The organism is Lichenihabitans sp. PAMC28606, assembly GCF_020616535.1.
GTDB lineage: Bacteria > Pseudomonadota > Alphaproteobacteria > Rhizobiales > Beijerinckiaceae > Lichenihabitans > Lichenihabitans psoromatis.
Window position 1 is genome coordinate 20,839 of the sequence record NZ_CP085136.1, and the last position, 14,218, is coordinate 35,056.

The following is a 14,218-nucleotide window of genomic DNA, read 5'->3' on the forward strand; positions in this document are numbered from 1 at the left end:
AAGACGCGGGCCGCGACCTGAAACACATCGGCGCGTGGGGCTCGAACAAGGCTCTCAGTTCGATCATCTTATGGCGAAGCGGGTTTCGGCAAACGGCATCGATCGTTTCGGAGGCATAACATAAGTTTGATCGTGAGCCTGAGCCGCGTTCTAGTCTCGTGCGTGCGGAGGTTCGTTCGATGGCAGCCAGACGACATCATTTTCGGTGAGCCTCCCGGTCGAGGTCACGTATCGCGGCAAAAGCCGGGTCGGACAATATACTGTCCTGGGATACGGACCGCAGGCGATCGTGACCGTCACCTATCGCTTGAGCGAAAAATCGAAGGAGTGCGGCAACCTCTCGGTCGAACGGATCGCCCGCAATCTCATCTTGGAAATAGTACGCGGCAGCCATTATTGAGCAGGGCGGGTGTCGGCTCTCTGTTCGGCCTAACGCGGAGGCCGGGGCCTTCCATCCAAGTTCAATGATGCAAGATGCGGCTGAGGAACGTCTTGGCACGCGGCGACGCCGTGTCGCCAAAGAAGGCGGCGGTGGGTCGGTCCTCGACGATGACGCCGCCGTCGATGAAGATGAAGCGGTGGGCGACGCGACGGGCGAAGCCCATTTCATGCGTCACGCACATCATGGTCATGCCATCGCGCGCAAGCGCCGTCATGACGTCGAGCACCTCGGAGATCATCTCCGGATCGAGCGCCGACGTCGGCTCGTCGAACAGCATGGCCAGCGGGTCCATAGCGAGCGCGCGTGCGATGGCGACGCGTTGCTGCTGGCCACCCGAAAGCCGACCTGGATATTTGGCCGCATGATCGGCCAGGCCGACGCGATCGAGCAGCGCCAACGCCTTGCGTCGTGCGAGGTCTGAACTCCGGCCCAGGACCTTCATGGGTGCGAGCGTGAGATTGTCGATGATCGTGAGGTGAGGAAAGAGCTCGAAGCTCTGGAACACCATGCCGATCCGGGTCCTCAAGCCCGGCAGATCCGTCGACGGATCGCCGACCGAGATGCCGTCGACCAGGATCGTGCCTTCGTCGAACGGCTCCAGCGCATTCACGCATTTGATGAGCGTCGACTTGCCCGAGCCCGAGGGGCCGCACACGACCACGACCTCGCCTTTGGCAACATTTGTCGAGCAGCCCTTCAGCACCGTCGTGGCGCCGTAGCGCTTGGTGAGATTACGGATCTCGATCATGGGCCACCTAGCCTTCAAATCGTGCGATGGAAAAGCCCGAGATGTCGCGGTCGGTCGCGCCCCGGCTGATGAGGTCGGCCGTCATACGACCCATCAGCGGCCCGAGCGTGTAGCCGTTTGACGTTACGGCATTAAAGAGACCGGGCTGGCGCGGATCCTCGCCGAGGATCGGGGCGCCATCGATGTTGATATTCATGGCGGCCCAGGAGCGGAGGACGTGCAACTTACGCAGGCCCGGCATCACACGCTGCGCGACCCAAAGATTGCCCTCCAGGCTCGCCATTCGAGGGCGCGGATGTCCGTGCACGGGGTCGAGCCCGGCCGTCCAGCCGCCGCCGATCAGGAACGAGCCGTTCGCGGCTTGCTTCAAGGTGAGATGGCGGTCCGCGTGAGCCACGAGACAGGTGAGGGCGGGCGCGGCAGGTTCCGTGACCACCATCTGCAGTGGCGCCCCATGCACCGGCACATTCAAGCCGAGCATTCGCCCGATGGTCGAGGCAAATGCCCCAGCCGCGTTGACGATCCGAGGGGCCGTGACGGTGCCGCGCGACGTCCCGATCCGAAACCCTTGTTGGTCTCGCGTGATGTGGGTGACGGCCGCGCGGCGCTCTACCCGAGCGCCCGCCTCGAGTGCGGCCGCAAGGATGCCCTGCGTGGCGACCAGAGGATTGATCTTCCCTTCGTCCGGGCAGAAGGCAGCCCCCACGAAATCGTCGGCGAGCGCGGGTTCCAGCCGCCGGAGATCGGCGGCCGTGATGACGTCGCAGGTGACGCCGTGTTGGCGCTCGACCCGCGTCTTGGCGTTCAGAAAGGCGAGATCGCGCTCGGTCTCCGCCACCATCAATCCGCCGGTGCGCTTGATCTCGAAGTCGACCCCAAGCTCGCGTTCGAGCGCCATCCAAAGAGCGATGGAGTCGCGCTGCAGCGGCAATGTCCGGGCCGCGGGGTCGCCACCGGCTTCGGCCCGGGCCCCATGGTCGAACGACAGCAATTGGCCATGCAGGCTGCCGGCATTGCCGCCCGACGCGAGGCTGTTCGGCTCCGCGCGGTCGAGCACCAGCACGTCGTGCCCCGCACGGGCCAGAAAGAGAGCCGTCGCGAGGCCCACGATGCCGGCTCCGATCACGACCACGTCGGCGTGAAGGTCGCCGTAGGGCTCGACCGCGGCGGCGGCGGGTATCCAGTCCGGCAGCATGTTGCGCGTGTGGCCGCCCCATTCAGGCTTTTCAAGTGCCAGAGCCGCGAGCGGGACGGGGCGAAGCGGCATCTGCGGCGCAAAGGCGGCGCGTTCGTCCGGATGCGTGCCGACAAGCCTCTGGAGATGTTCGGCGCAGTAACGGCCCTGGCAGCGTCCCATGCCGGCGCGCGTCAGGCGTTTCAGCGTGGCGAGGTCCGTCACGTCATGGTCGACGATCGCGCGCTCCAGCGTGCCACGCGTGAGCGCTTCGCAGCGGCAGACGATCGTCTCGCTTGTGGCGCGCGACAGGTCAGGCGACTCGGCGGCGAACAGAGCCCAGAGGTGGCGCTGGAAGGTCGCGGCACGCGCGAGGCGCTTGATCACAGGCTGGTCGTCGGCCGAAACGGCAAAGCCGAGTTGTCGCGCTGCGGCCCGACCCGCCAGCAAGCCCTGCTGGCTCGCCATCGCGGCGCCCCCGAACCGGCCCGCTTCGCCGACCACCAGGATATCGGCTTGCGATGTCGTTCCGGTGCCATCGTGGACGAGGCTGAGTTTGTGGCTGTCATCGGCTTCGTATCGGCATCCGAGCAGACGCGGCAAGTCGTGCGAGGGGCGAAACCCCTCGCCGATGGCGACGAGATCCACCGGGATGAGACGCGGCGCTGGGGCGCCTTGCGTCGACACCGCGATCTGTTCGACGCGATCTGTGCCCGTGGCCTCGATCACCCGGCTGCTCCACAAAACCGGACGACCTGCCCGGCGCAGCGCGGCGATCTGGCGCAGGCCGGCGCTGGCGAGCGTCGGGCCTGCACGTAGCAGCGCAGCTGCCTCGCGCGGGCGCGTCCAAGGCGGCGGTGCGGCCTCGATCACAGCGACCGGCGCCACGCCCCGGCGGAGCAGTTCGGCCGCGACTTGGAGGTTCAATGGGCCGTTGCCGGCGATGGCAATCCGCATGGGGGGAACGAAGCCGTCGCTCCTCAAAAGCGTTTGCAGCGCGCCGGTCGTCATGATGCCCGGCAGGGTCCAGCCGGGAAGGATCGGGGCCGCTTCATAGGCTCCTGTGGCCACGATCAACCGGCGTGGACGAATGCGCCTCGCGACGCCGTCGATGATGCACCCGATGACGAGGCCGCCGGACGCGTCGCGCTCGCCACCCCAGACAATGCCGCCGGATTGGAGATCGACGCCGGCGGCCCGAACGCGCGCGATCAAGGCGGCCCCATCGCGAGCCTGCGGATCCACCGGATTGGCGGTGTGCGTGGCGGGCTGCTTGTAGTACTGGCCGCCCGGCGCGGGACGCTCGTCGAGGAGCAGAACCGTCGCGCCCGCCGCCCGCGCACTTTCGGCCGCGGCGAGACCGGCCGGACCGGCGCCGACCACCAGAATGTCGACGGCGATCTCGGAGATGCTTTCAGGGGGTTCCGTGAGAGCCGAGAGCGTATCCGACCGGATGTCGGGCAACTGCGGCTGGCCACCAAGGCGCATGCCGTCCCGCGCCTTGGTCAGGCAGGCGCGCTGACCGGCTCGGCCATCCACGCTCACCAGACAATCGTGGCAAACCCCCATCCCACAAAACGGCCCAAGCGGCGTCCCGTTCCGGCCGACGCCGTGCGCCATGGCACCACTTGCCAGGATTGCCGCCGCGATACTCTCGCCCGGGACAGCAAAGAGCGGCGCTCCATCGAGCGTCATCCGCCAGATGGCGCCACGCCTATGCGGCATGGGGAAAGGCAAGACCCAAGGTTTCGACCATGACCTTCAGGGCTGCATCCTCGGCTGCCGGGAGCGGCAGGCGCGGGGGGCGCGGCGGACCGGCCGGCAGGCCCATGTGGCTAAGCAAGGCCTTGGTGGCTGCGACGTAGCGGTGTCCGCCGACGGCCTCGATCAGCGGCAACCACTCGAGGTAAAGCGCATGCGCTTCGCGCACCTTGTTGTCGTCAGCCACGAGCGTGAAGAGCCGCGCCAGCGGGCCCGGCGCCACATTGGACGCCACCGCGACCCAACCCTCCGCGCCCTCGACGAACGATTCAAAACCGAGAATGCCGCCGAATACCGTCATGCGATCGCCGCAGAGTCTCAGAATGTCGCGCACGCGCGTCACCTCCAGCGTCGATTCCTTGATGTAGCGGCAGTTGTCGATGGCGGCGAGACGCGCGACGAGCGCCGGCTTCAAGTCGACGTTCGAGGTTGCTGGGTTGTTGTAAATCATGATCGGAATGCCGATCGCACGGGCGATCGTATCATAGTGATGCACGATCTCATCGTCGGTCGGCGTCGAATAGAAAGGTGGGATCACCATAACGCCGTCGGCGCCGAGGCGTTCGGCTTGCCGGCTCAGGCGCACCGCTTCGCGGGTGTCCTCGGCTCCCGTGCCGATCAACGTCGGGACGCGGCCCGCCGCGGTGCGGATCACGGTTTCGGCGACGGCGATGCGCTCGTCTTCGGTCAATGATAGAAATTCGCCTGTCGAGCCGAGCGGGATCAGGCCGTGGATGCCCTCCCGGATCTGCCACTTGACGAAATGGGCGAGCGCCGCGAGATCGAGCCGCCCATCCTCGTGGTTCGGCGTCATCATCACTGTATAGGTGCCGCGAAAGGTTTTGCTCATCGTCTTGGATCCCGGGCGTTCCGCGCCCTCATCTCAGGGGAGGTTAGGCGCCCGCGCCCGTCGGCGGCGCGTCCGCGCGGCCGGCATAAAGCTCGAGCCGGCGCTGCACCAGTTGCCAGGCGGTGGTCATGACGAGGTAGTAGAGCGCCGCAACCGTGAAGAGCTCCAGCACCTCGAACTTTTCTTGAATCAGCAGTTGGGTCCGGCGCAACAGCTCCTCCATCGAAATGACGGACGTGATCGACGTGGTCTTGAGCAAGCCGTTCACTGAATTGCCGAGCGGCGGGAGAATGATGCGGAACGCCTGCGGCAGCACGATATGCTGCATGATCTGCCGCTCCTTCATGCCGAGCGCACGGGCCGCTCGCACCTGGCCTTGTGGTACGGCGCCAATGCCGGCCCGAATGATCTCGGCCAGATAGGCCGCCTCGTTAAGCGACAGACCGATGAGGGCCGATTGGATCACGCCGAATTTGATCCCGAGTTGCGGCAGGCCGGTATAGATGACGATTAGTTGCACCAGGAGCGTTGTGCCGCGAAACAGCCAGACGTAGAAGCCAGCCAGCGCCGACACGGGAAGGAGGTGAGAGCGGCGCATCATGGCGAGGACGAAACCGAGCGCCAGACCGCACACCATGGAGACGCCTGTCAGCCATAAGGTCGCCCACGCTCCGGCGAGGATGTAGGGATTGACGAGATACTCGAAAAATCCCGACCAGTCCCAGGCGTTCATGCGTTGCCGATCTCCGATCGCAGGGTTGGTCCGTTCAGGTCGCCGGACCCTGCACCGCGAGGGCGCCAGCGGGCGCCACCACGCCATAGCGGTCGAACAGCGTCTTGTAGCTGCCGTCCTTCTGCATATCGTCCAGCACCTTCAACACGGCATCGGCCAGGGGCTTGCTCTTGAAGGCCAGCGCAACGGGCGTCGGGTAGAGGCCCGAAATGGCACGTTTGAAGTCGCCACGATCGGCATAATCCTTGGCGACGCCATCGATCGACACCACGGCTTCCACCTGGCCGGCCCGCAGCGCCTGATAGGCCAGCGCGAAGGAGTCGAAGGTGAGGATCGTCAGGCCCTTGCCGCCGGTGCGCTTCAACTCGGCGTCGATGGCTTTGGCCTTGCCCTCCTCGAAACCGCCGATCTCCACGCCGACCGTCTTGCCTTCCAGATCCTCGAGTTTGCTGATGGGAGCTTTCGAGGTGGGCGGTACCGAAATACTGATGGCCTGCATCTCATAAGGGATCATCTGCATCAGCTTGGCGCGCTCGGGCGTGAAGAAGATGCCCGTGTCGATCATGTCCCAACGTCCGCCCTTGAGGCCGGGCACCATCGCGTCGAACTCGATTTTCACAAATTCGGGCGTGAGACACAGACGCTTGGCGATCTCTTTGCCAAGCTCGATCCGCATGCCGACGAGCTGGCCGGTCTTGTCGACATATTGCAGCGGCGGCAGCGTCGGATTCGTCGACATCACCAATATGCCGGGCTTGATCAGATCGGAGGTCGCCACCGGCGACGTGCAATCGGCGGCCCAGGCCGCTCCCGAAAGGAGGGACGTCGCCAAAAAAGGCAGAAGCAGGCGAGCGAAACGGACCATCGAACATCCCCTCGAATTCTGAACTCATCAACGGTATACAATTGGCATACTGTTTGGCAAGTTGAGAAAGCGAGACGGCGCTCGATTGCAAGTTTCCGTCTTGCGCTTGCTCCGATTTGCCGATGGCCCGTAAGGAAGTCCGATGTTCGCCCCACCTCTCTGTTTCCCTTGGTTCGTATGAGTTTGCCCGACCTCAAACCGAGCCCGTTGAACCTCGGCAACCTCGCCTACGAGGCTCTGTCTGACATGATCCGCCACAAGCGCCTGCGCGGCGGCGACGTGATCGTGGAGGCGCGCTTGGCTGAGACCATCGGGGTTTCGCGCACACCGCTTCGCGAGGCGCTGCAACGGCTCGAGGGCGAGGGGATGGTGGAGAAAACCGGCGGACGCTCCTATTGTGTGCGCCGGGTCGACCTCGTCGAATATTTGAAGAGCCTCAAGGTGCGCGAGATTTTGGAGCCCGAGGCCGCAGCGCTGGCTGTCGACCACATCCCAGGCGTGCGGCTTGCTGCCGTGCGGCAGGAAACGCTGCAGATGCTCGAAGCCACCACCTACCACACCGACGCGCATTGGCGCTCTGACGACAACCTGCACAATATGTTCATCGACGGCTCGGGGAACGAGGTCATGGCCCGCATCCTTCGTCAGTTGCGAGCGACGACGCGATTATTCGAGATCGACCGGCTGAAAGAGCGCTTGAAGCCCGACTCGCGTGAGCATCTTGTCATTGTAGACGCGCTGATCGCCGGCGATGCAGGCGCGGTCCGTGCGGCGGTGACGATCCATATCCGCAGCCTCATCGATTTCGCGCTTGCGGCCCTCCGGTAGCGCTGTTCAGGCGTGATCCAGACAGTGTCGATTGGATCATGTGTCATCGCGCAAGGCCCGATGGCGTCGCGTCAGTGACATGTATGGTTTTGAAAACGTAGTCGGTCGGACAGTCGAGATGGTGTTACGACTGACCGTCAAGGTCGCTCCGGTCACATGAAGCCGGATCATGATCCGATCGGGAAAGGCGTGCATTTTGCAAACCGCTTCTCCTCCGAGTGAAACTGCACCTAATGGGTCAGTTTCGTCTAAAAACAAGATATGTTGAAGATGAGCCAACGGCTCGCCATTGCAATCTTTCATCCCAGCCCGCTCCCCAACGCACTGCCGGGTGCCGAGCCGGATGATCAATGAGAGCTTAGCTCCCATTCAACACGGCGCTTTTCTCATGCGAACGGTCAAGCTCAATCGAACGTTGTTGCCGAACGGTACGGTGCATCCCGAAAGGTACTTACCTCTCAAGAAAAGTCGCATCCCTCATCGGCCTTGCAATTTGTAAAACCCGCGCGTTGAAGGGCACCTGCTCGTTCAATCAAGCGAAGCCAAAAGCTGGCTCTCCCCAACAGTGATCGATACGTTTTGCCGACGCTGGGCCTCAAGAACTTTCCGACGTCATGCACGTTGAGCGATGCGCGAGCGGGCTGCTTTGGCAGTTGGGATCATCTGTCCGAACCGGAGTCCCTTCCGCTCGCGTACATCAAGCGGTTCACTGGACGCCACGTGACTGTCGCGATCGGTTCCTTCGTCGCCACCTTGGCGCCATTGTACCTGTCAAACCCCAAAAGGGCAGGACGTAACCGTTGGCGCGGGTAAAAAAGCCCGAGCGAACGTTTACGCCTGACGAGATGCATCCCGCATGGCGTCAGCAAAGACTGCCGGCTCTGGATGCGGCGCCCCGTTCGCGTCGCCCTCGAGCGTGATCGTTGGAACCGTGATGGCGGGGGCCGATGCAAGACGACTCTCGTAGGGTATGTAAAGGGTCTCGCCCTGCGCAAGACTGAGCCGCCAGCGAGCGGCCGCAATGCTTATTTTGATCGGCATGGATCGGTGAGGCTTGATCATCCAATGGCTCTTCCGGTTCGCGTGATGCCGAGTTCCAAGTCTTTGCGATTGAGCCAGTTGCTAAATTTGAGCCGCGCCGCCATCGACGAAAAGCTCGCTTCCGGTGATAAAACTGCTGTCATCGGAGGCGAGGAACAGCGCCGCGCGTGCGACCTCGTCGACGTTGCCGAGACGAGCCAGGGGCGTTGTCGCTTTGACGTAGGCGAGCATTTGCTGATGCGCTTCCTCCGACGTGGCAAGGTCATGCCAACCGGGGGTCGACGTGGCGCCGGGGACGAGCACGTTGATGCGGATCTGACGGGGCGCGACGTCAAGGATCCAGCAGCGGGCGAAATTGCGGATCGCCGCCTTGCTGGCGCTGTAGACACTGAAGGCGGGGGTTCCCGTCGTGGCGGCAGTCGAGCCTGTCAGAATGACGGAACTGCCATCTTTGAGGAGCGGAAGCGCCGTCTGGACCGTGAAGAGGGTGCCTTTAACATTGATCGAGAATGTGCGGTCGAAGTGGTCCTCGGAGATCGCTCCAAGGGGGGCAAACTCACCGCCGCCGGCATTTGCAAAAAGCACATCGATGCGGCCGGCCTCGTTACCGACGATCTGAATCAGGCGATCCAGATCGTCTTGCTTAGAAATATCGCTCTGGATGCCTCGGGCATTCTTCCCGACCTCGGCGACGGCTGCATCGAGTTCCGTCTTGCGACGACCGGTCATAAAAACCAACGCGCCCTCTGCTGCAAAGAGCTTTGCGGCAGCTAAACCGATGCCACTATTCGCACCAGTGATCACGGCGACTTTGTCTTGCAGGCGATCCATGGTCGTGTCTCCCTTGAGGAATGCTACTCTATTTGGCGAATGTCACTGTGAACGCGGAGGTTGGGGGATCATGAAGCTCAAGCGTTTGGCGTCGATCACCTTGTGGGTTGGATCTGCCAGTTCGATGAGCACCTCATGCGGGCCAGGCTTCAGCCCAACTACGATGATGGTTTCGCCGCTGGCATCGACGAAGTGCCACGGCGCGTCGTCGACCGTGACGTGAACATGCCCGATGCGGGGCGAGACTTGGAGAGCGCCAGCCCCAAAGACGGGAACGACCCGAAGATTTTCGGTCCGGTACTGGATGAACACACGGCCGAGCGCCAGAGGCCCGGCGAGGGGAGCATCAACGATGAGTTTGGGCGGAGCCTCGTTTTCGATCGCCACCAAGGCCGACGGGCCGCGAATGTCTCTCGCGCTTTGAGGCAAGGCATCGGCGGGTAAGAGTGTTGATGCTGCCATGACGATGAGGCCTCTCAGCGATACATGCATGGCGGATCTCCCAGACGACCAATATGCTGTGGGAACGCGCTCACAATCCTTCGTAGACCAGCCGGGTGAAGAGGGCCGGGTTGATCACGAAGGTCCCCCACGCGGTATCGGACGCAGCCGTTGGCTTGGCCGCGATGATCGCGTCGAGCGAGTAGCCGTTCTTCTTCAGCGCGGACACATTCGCTCGAGCCGCGACCAGCATGTCGTGGAAGGCCTGGAGTTGAGAGCGATTGCTGACCGGTGAGCCGTGCCCGGGAATGATGATTGTCTTGTCGGTTGTCTTGGAAAGATTGGTTTCAGCGGCTCGGATAGAGCCGTCGATGCTGCCACCGGTCGAGTAGTCGATGAAGGGATAGATCCCGTTCCAAAATGTATCGCCGGTGTGCAGGATATCGGGCTCGGTGAAGTAGACTCCGATGTCGCTGTCTGTGTGGGCTGGGCCGTAATGCTTCAGCGCGATGGTGGTCTTGTTCAGCGTGAGCATATGCTCATCGGCAAAGACGTCGGTCGGCAAAGCGGCCGCCGCGAGCGGTTGAAAATCGTAGCTCCAATCCTCGACCCGCTGCATCGTCAGGAGATGCTTGCGTGTGTTTTCTTGAGCCATGATGGTCGGGCCGAGTTCACACAGCCACTCATTGCCGTTGGCATGATCGAAATGCCAATGCGTGTTGATCAAATGCGTGACAGGCTCTGGGCCCAGTGTGGCAAGGGCAGTTGCAACCTGCGGACGCGACACGGCGATCCCGGTGTCGATCAGCACCTTCCCATCGGCGCCGTTCAAGACCGCGATGTTCCCACCGGACCCCTCGAGCACGGCAACGTCGCCGCGGAGACGGTAGATCGCGATCGGCGTTGTGACGGCTGCAGACTTGATGCGCTGCACGATACCGAGCGCCTCTGCATAAGCCTCGCCCGGCGTAAGCCACCGACTGGTCGCAAGCGCAGGCGCGGACAGGCAGCACAGACAGAAGCCGCGCCGAGACAGGCTGTGGGCGTGTTGACGAGTCATTTGCCTGTCGATCCCAAACGATGTCTTGTGACGATCACGCGTTGCGCGGATTATCTGAAAACGATTTTTTCAGCCCAGAACGTGACATATCGGCGTCTTTGCGGCATGGGCTTTGGCTTGACAAACGTGGCGTCCCTTGTTTCTAAAATATAAATAGATTGTATGTAATCTATTTAGATTACCTATATCCAGAGTTGCACCTAAACAGCGTCGTTTTGTAATTAAATTGTCTATTAAAAATCTATACAGATCCTTGCTTACGCTATCGATACGTTTTCACAAGATTAGATCGTTTTTGGAAGTCTCAAGCCAAAACAACAACAACCGAGCTGCGTGAGCGGCTCCGCCTGTCAGACGCAATGCTCTCGAGCCGCAGATTGATTTGAAGCCGCGCTCATGTCTGTCACGATGTCGCGGTGTTTATGACGAAAGCGGTGTTTTAGAGTAATAGGTCTCGGCACGCTGCTTCGTTTTTCTCGTGAATGGTCATCCAGCATCAGACCGAAAATTCGCGTAGGCACGTAGACGACGTCAGAAGGGAGCCTTCAATGCCGAGCGCAGGGGTGTATGGACCTCGACTGGCGAGCCGCTTTGGCCTTAAGGCGGCACCAGTCCTTGTGTCGAAGACGTTGCAGAAAACCGAGGTGGCGGTAACCAACCTGCAGCTCTGCGCGGCGGACGGCCGCCTGACGGATGCGATTCCGCGCGAGGATGCCTATCTGGTCGCTGTCATGCTGCGCGACGTCCTCGAGCAGGATTTGTGGCTTGATGGGCGCGCGATCCCGCGTTCGCCGTTCCTGGCCGGATCGACAGCGTTCTTTGATTTGAGGCGGAACCCGATCGCGCGCTGCCTCAGCCCGTTCAACACGCTATTTTTTTATGTTCCGCACGGCGTGTTTGACCTCGTCGCCGACCAAGCCGAGGCGTTACACGTCCATGAGCTGACCTATGTGCCAGGCGAGGCCATCGGGGATGCTTTGCTGCACGGACTGGCACGCACCCTCCTTCCGGCTCTCGATCGGCCCGATGAAGTCAACCGGCTCTATTTCGAGCATGTTGCGCTCGCGGCCTGTACGCACATCGCCCGCACCTATGGTGGCATGGTTGCTCGGAGCTCGAAGATTGGGGTTTTGGCACCGTGGCAGGAGAGGAAGGCCAAGGCCCTCATCGCCGCCAATCTGCAAGGGAACTTGTCGCGAGCACAACTCGCGACGGAATGCGGGCTGTCCGCCGATTATTTCGGCCGCGCCTTCAAACGAACCACCGGCACCAGCCCGCATCAGTGGCTGATGCAGAGACGGGTGGACGCGACCAAAGACCTCCTCCGATGCTCGAACCTGACCCTGGCGGAGGTCGCAGTCGCGGCCGGGTTCCACGACCAAAGCCATATGAGCCGCGTTTTCTCCCAAGCGACATCGACGACGCCTGCTTCGTGGCGGCGTGACTTCGACGCGGGGGACGCTCGCCATCGTCTGCGCCGACATCGACGAAACGCGCGAGCCACAAAGGACGTCGTTCCGGCGTAGAGCCGGATCCCTTCGAGCGCGAGCCGTGTATCGCGTGCCTCGGAGCGTAAAAAAAATGGGATTTACGAGCGTGTTGGCTCAGGAGGTCGGTGCTGACGGCATCACGGCCAATTGCGTCCGCCCCGGTATCATCGTGCCAGGGCAAACACCGAATGTCTGCGGCGGCATCGTGCTGAGTTGATCAAGTCGGCACGTGGCGTTCGCTCGAGATGAGCGTGGCGATTACATCGCCGGATGGGTCGCTTTCCACCACCGCGCGATTTCAATCCGCTGCATGAATTCGGCGCCGCCCTTCGCGCCGACATAGTCGAGAAACTCGCGGAGGGCGTGGATCCGGCTTGCCTGACCGATGATACGCGGGTGCAGGCCGATCGACATCAGGCGAGGGTGCTGCTCGCCCTCCTCGTGCAGCAGGTCGAAACCGCGTTTCAAGTTATCGAGATAGTCGGACGGCGAGCCATAGCTCGGCACCAGGCTGAAGCGTGCATCGTTATAGGTGGCACTGTAGGGAACAACGAGTTGCCGGTGAGCGCCGACCTTGGCGTAGTAAGGAAAGTCGTCATTGTAGGCGTCCGAATCATATTCGAAGCCGCCCTCTTCGATCAGGAGCTCGCGCGTGTGGACGGAGGCGCCGTAGCGGCAATACCAGCCAAGCGGACGCTGGCCACATGTCTCGGTGATCGATGCGACCGCACGCCGAATATGCTCCGCTTCCTCGTCGCGGCTGAGTGTCCAGACTTCCTCCCAGCGCCAGCCATGCGAGCAGGCTTCATGCCCGGCCTCGCGGATCCACGCCGCCACCTCGCGATTACGTTCCAACGCGACGGCTGCCGCAAAAAATGTGACCGGGATTTTGTACTGTGTGAACAACCGCTCCAGCCGCCAGATCCCGGCGCGCGAGCCGTATTCGTAGACCGACTCAGCGCAAAGGTCCCGGTAACGCGGGTCCATGGCATAGATGGACTCGGTCATGCCGTCGTTGCGTCCGTCCCCATTCGGATGAGCGTTTTCCGATCCCTCCTCGTAGTTGATCACAATGCTGATCGCCACGCGTCCGCCGTTCGGCAGGGGCACGCGCGGGGCGGAGCGCCCATAGCCGACGAAATCGCGCTCGGGGCCCGGGACCGGAGTTCCGACAAACGGCTCGAATCTGCTCACGAACGATCCTCGCGTGTTGTGCCGATCCTTTCGAGATAGGCCAGCACGTCGTCACAGGGCATCACGTCACCGCAAAACCGGTTCATGTCAAAGAGGCTGATCCGGTGGCTGATGTCGATGCGGTCGAAGACCGCCTCTTCGGGGATGATGGTGAAGAAGTTATGCTGCTCGCTGTCGATGGCGGTTGCTCGGACGCAATTGCTGGTCGAGCCTCCCGTGACAATCACAGTATCGATCTGCTTATCGATCAGCAGCGAGAGAAGGGGCGTGCCGAAGAAAGCGCTTTTCTTCTTCTTGTCGAGGACGATCTCGCCCTTGAGCGGGCGCAGCGGCGTGACGATCTCGGCACCGAAGGTCCCATCGAAATAGAGGTTCTCGCCGCGTCCGATCCCGGCGCCCACCTTGCGGTGGAACATGCCACAATCGTCGGCGTCGGGGTTGACGATGAAACGGGTCTGAAACACCGGAACGCCATGGCGACGCGCGGAGGTTTGCAGAGCTGCGATCCGCTCAACGGCGGCAAAACCGACCTCGCCGCAAGCAAGTGGGAAATGCGCTGCATTATCGCTCGCGCCCGGGATGCCGGTCATATAATTCTGGGCGTCGACGATCAGGAGGGCAGGTCGCTTGCCGAAGCCGGCCGTCTGACCCCATTTTCCGCGGCGAATGACCTCGCGGTCGCTGTCACTGAGGATGTCCTGCCAACTGTCGGAAGTCATAGGCTCGTCTCCGCTTCGATCTTTTTCCGGCTCTTGCGTTT

The 14,218-nt window shown here is 62.2% G+C and carries 14 protein-coding genes and 1 pseudogene; 4 read left to right on the plus strand and 11 right to left on the minus strand.

The window, feature by feature from the left end:
• Positions 1-205 precede the first annotated feature (205 nt).
• Positions 206-400 (plus strand): hypothetical protein, encoded by a 195-nt coding sequence (locus LGH83_RS00090; RefSeq protein ID WP_227400127.1) that lies wholly within the window; start codon positions 206-208, stop codon positions 398-400.
• Positions 401-461: 61 nt separating this feature from the next.
• Here the strand turns inward: LGH83_RS00090 and LGH83_RS00095 are convergent, their stop codons facing one another.
• Genes LGH83_RS00095 through LGH83_RS00125 form a run of 5 tightly spaced genes read right to left on the minus strand, consistent with a single transcriptional unit; the run spans position 462 to position 6,573 of the window.
• The gene (locus LGH83_RS00095; RefSeq protein WP_227400128.1) at positions 462-1,190 is read right to left on the minus strand and encodes an amino acid ABC transporter ATP-binding protein; all 729 of its coding nucleotides are present in this window, start codon (positions 1,188-1,190) and stop codon (positions 462-464) included.
• A 7-nt stretch (positions 1,191-1,197) separates the two neighbouring features.
• Positions 1,198-4,089: an FAD-dependent oxidoreductase gene (locus LGH83_RS20010; RefSeq protein WP_319799584.1), complete on the minus strand. Its 2,892-nt coding sequence runs from the start codon at positions 4,087-4,089 to the stop codon at positions 1,198-1,200.
• Entirely contained in the window at positions 4,079-4,975 is an 897-nt protein-coding gene (locus tag LGH83_RS00115) for a dihydrodipicolinate synthase family protein (RefSeq protein WP_227400129.1), read from the minus strand. Before LGH83_RS00115 ends, LGH83_RS20010 begins: the two co-directional genes overlap by 11 nt.
• A 43-nt stretch (positions 4,976-5,018) precedes the next feature.
• Complete coding sequence (locus tag LGH83_RS00120) at positions 5,019-5,708, minus strand: amino acid ABC transporter permease (RefSeq protein WP_227400130.1); 690 nt, start codon at positions 5,706-5,708, stop codon at positions 5,019-5,021.
• Positions 5,709-5,742: 34 nt separating this feature from the next.
• Positions 5,743-6,573 (minus strand): ABC transporter substrate-binding protein, encoded by an 831-nt coding sequence (locus LGH83_RS00125; protein ID WP_227400131.1) that lies wholly within the window; start codon positions 6,571-6,573, stop codon positions 5,743-5,745.
• Between the two features lie 177 nt (positions 6,574-6,750).
• On the opposite strand from LGH83_RS00125, the gene LGH83_RS00130 reads away from it, so the two are divergent.
• Positions 6,751-7,401 (plus strand): GntR family transcriptional regulator, encoded by a 651-nt coding sequence (locus LGH83_RS00130; RefSeq protein WP_227400132.1) that lies wholly within the window; start codon positions 6,751-6,753, stop codon positions 7,399-7,401.
• Between the two features lie 864 nt (positions 7,402-8,265).
• Here LGH83_RS00130 and LGH83_RS00135 read toward each other — a convergent pair.
• From LGH83_RS00135 to LGH83_RS00150, 4 genes and pseudogenes are all read right to left on the minus strand, one after another.
• A pseudogene (locus LGH83_RS00135) lies at positions 8,266-8,424 on the minus strand (alpha/beta hydrolase); the annotation flags it as partial.
• A gap of 99 nt (positions 8,425-8,523) precedes the next feature.
• Positions 8,524-9,273, minus strand: coding sequence for an SDR family oxidoreductase (locus LGH83_RS00140; protein ID WP_227400133.1), 750 nt, complete (start codon positions 9,271-9,273; stop codon positions 8,524-8,526).
• A 42-nt stretch (positions 9,274-9,315) separates the two neighbouring features.
• Positions 9,316-9,735, minus strand: coding sequence for a DUF6130 family protein (locus LGH83_RS00145; RefSeq protein WP_413771075.1), 420 nt, complete (start codon positions 9,733-9,735; stop codon positions 9,316-9,318).
• A 70-nt stretch (positions 9,736-9,805) separates the two neighbouring features.
• The gene (locus LGH83_RS00150) at positions 9,806-10,774 is read right to left on the minus strand and encodes an MBL fold metallo-hydrolase (RefSeq protein ID WP_227400135.1); all 969 of its coding nucleotides are present in this window, start codon (positions 10,772-10,774) and stop codon (positions 9,806-9,808) included.
• Positions 10,775-11,322: 548 nt separating this feature from the next.
• On the opposite strand from LGH83_RS00150, the gene LGH83_RS00155 reads away from it, so the two are divergent.
• On the plus strand, positions 11,323-12,300 hold the full coding sequence (locus LGH83_RS00155; protein WP_227400136.1) for a helix-turn-helix domain-containing protein: 978 nt from the start codon (positions 11,323-11,325) through the stop codon (positions 12,298-12,300).
• A gap of 55 nt (positions 12,301-12,355) precedes the next feature.
• Positions 12,356-12,481: a hypothetical protein gene (locus LGH83_RS19900; protein ID WP_264479109.1), complete on the plus strand. Its 126-nt coding sequence runs from the start codon at positions 12,356-12,358 to the stop codon at positions 12,479-12,481.
• Between the two features lie 41 nt (positions 12,482-12,522).
• Here the strand turns inward: LGH83_RS19900 and LGH83_RS00160 are convergent, their stop codons facing one another.
• Together LGH83_RS00160 and LGH83_RS00165 are read right to left on the minus strand one after the other, a co-directional pair.
• The gene (locus LGH83_RS00160; RefSeq protein WP_227400137.1) at positions 12,523-13,458 is read right to left on the minus strand and encodes a polysaccharide deacetylase family protein; all 936 of its coding nucleotides are present in this window, start codon (positions 13,456-13,458) and stop codon (positions 12,523-12,525) included.
• Entirely contained in the window at positions 13,455-14,177 is a 723-nt protein-coding gene (locus LGH83_RS00165; protein WP_227400138.1) for an isochorismatase family protein, read from the minus strand. Before LGH83_RS00165 ends, LGH83_RS00160 begins: the two co-directional genes overlap by 4 nt.
• Between the last annotated feature and the right edge of the window lie 41 nt (positions 14,178-14,218).

What these genes read in the sequence shown, in the direction of transcription:
- LGH83_RS00095 (WP_227400128.1), bottom strand. Translation starts at nt 1,190, where the DNA reads ATGATCGAGATCCGTAATCTCACCAAGCGCTACGGCGCCACGACGGTG.
- LGH83_RS20010 (WP_319799584.1), bottom strand. Translation starts at nt 4,089, where the DNA reads ATGCCGCATAGGCGTGGCGCCATCTGGCGGATGACGCTCGATGGAGCG.
- LGH83_RS00115 (WP_227400129.1), bottom strand. Translation starts at nt 4,975, where the DNA reads ATGAGCAAAACCTTTCGCGGCACCTATACAGTGATGATGACGCCGAAC.
- LGH83_RS00120 (WP_227400130.1), bottom strand. Translation starts at nt 5,708, where the DNA reads ATGAACGCCTGGGACTGGTCGGGATTTTTCGAGTATCTCGTCAATCCC.
- LGH83_RS00125 (WP_227400131.1), bottom strand. Translation starts at nt 6,573, where the DNA reads ATGGTCCGTTTCGCTCGCCTGCTTCTGCCTTTTTTGGCGACGTCCCTC.
- LGH83_RS00130 (WP_227400132.1), top strand. Translation starts at nt 6,751, where the DNA reads ATGAGTTTGCCCGACCTCAAACCGAGCCCGTTGAACCTCGGCAACCTC.
- LGH83_RS00140 (WP_227400133.1), bottom strand. Translation starts at nt 9,273, where the DNA reads ATGGATCGCCTGCAAGACAAAGTCGCCGTGATCACTGGTGCGAATAGT.
- LGH83_RS00145 (WP_413771075.1), bottom strand. Translation starts at nt 9,735, where the DNA reads ATGGCAGCATCAACACTCTTACCCGCCGATGCCTTGCCTCAAAGCGCG.
- LGH83_RS00150 (WP_227400135.1), bottom strand. Translation starts at nt 10,774, where the DNA reads ATGACTCGTCAACACGCCCACAGCCTGTCTCGGCGCGGCTTCTGTCTG.
- LGH83_RS00155 (WP_227400136.1), top strand. Translation starts at nt 11,323, where the DNA reads ATGCCGAGCGCAGGGGTGTATGGACCTCGACTGGCGAGCCGCTTTGGC.
- LGH83_RS19900 (WP_264479109.1), top strand. Translation starts at nt 12,356, where the DNA reads ATGGGATTTACGAGCGTGTTGGCTCAGGAGGTCGGTGCTGACGGCATC.
- LGH83_RS00165 (WP_227400138.1), bottom strand. Translation starts at nt 14,177, where the DNA reads ATGACTTCCGACAGTTGGCAGGACATCCTCAGTGACAGCGACCGCGAG.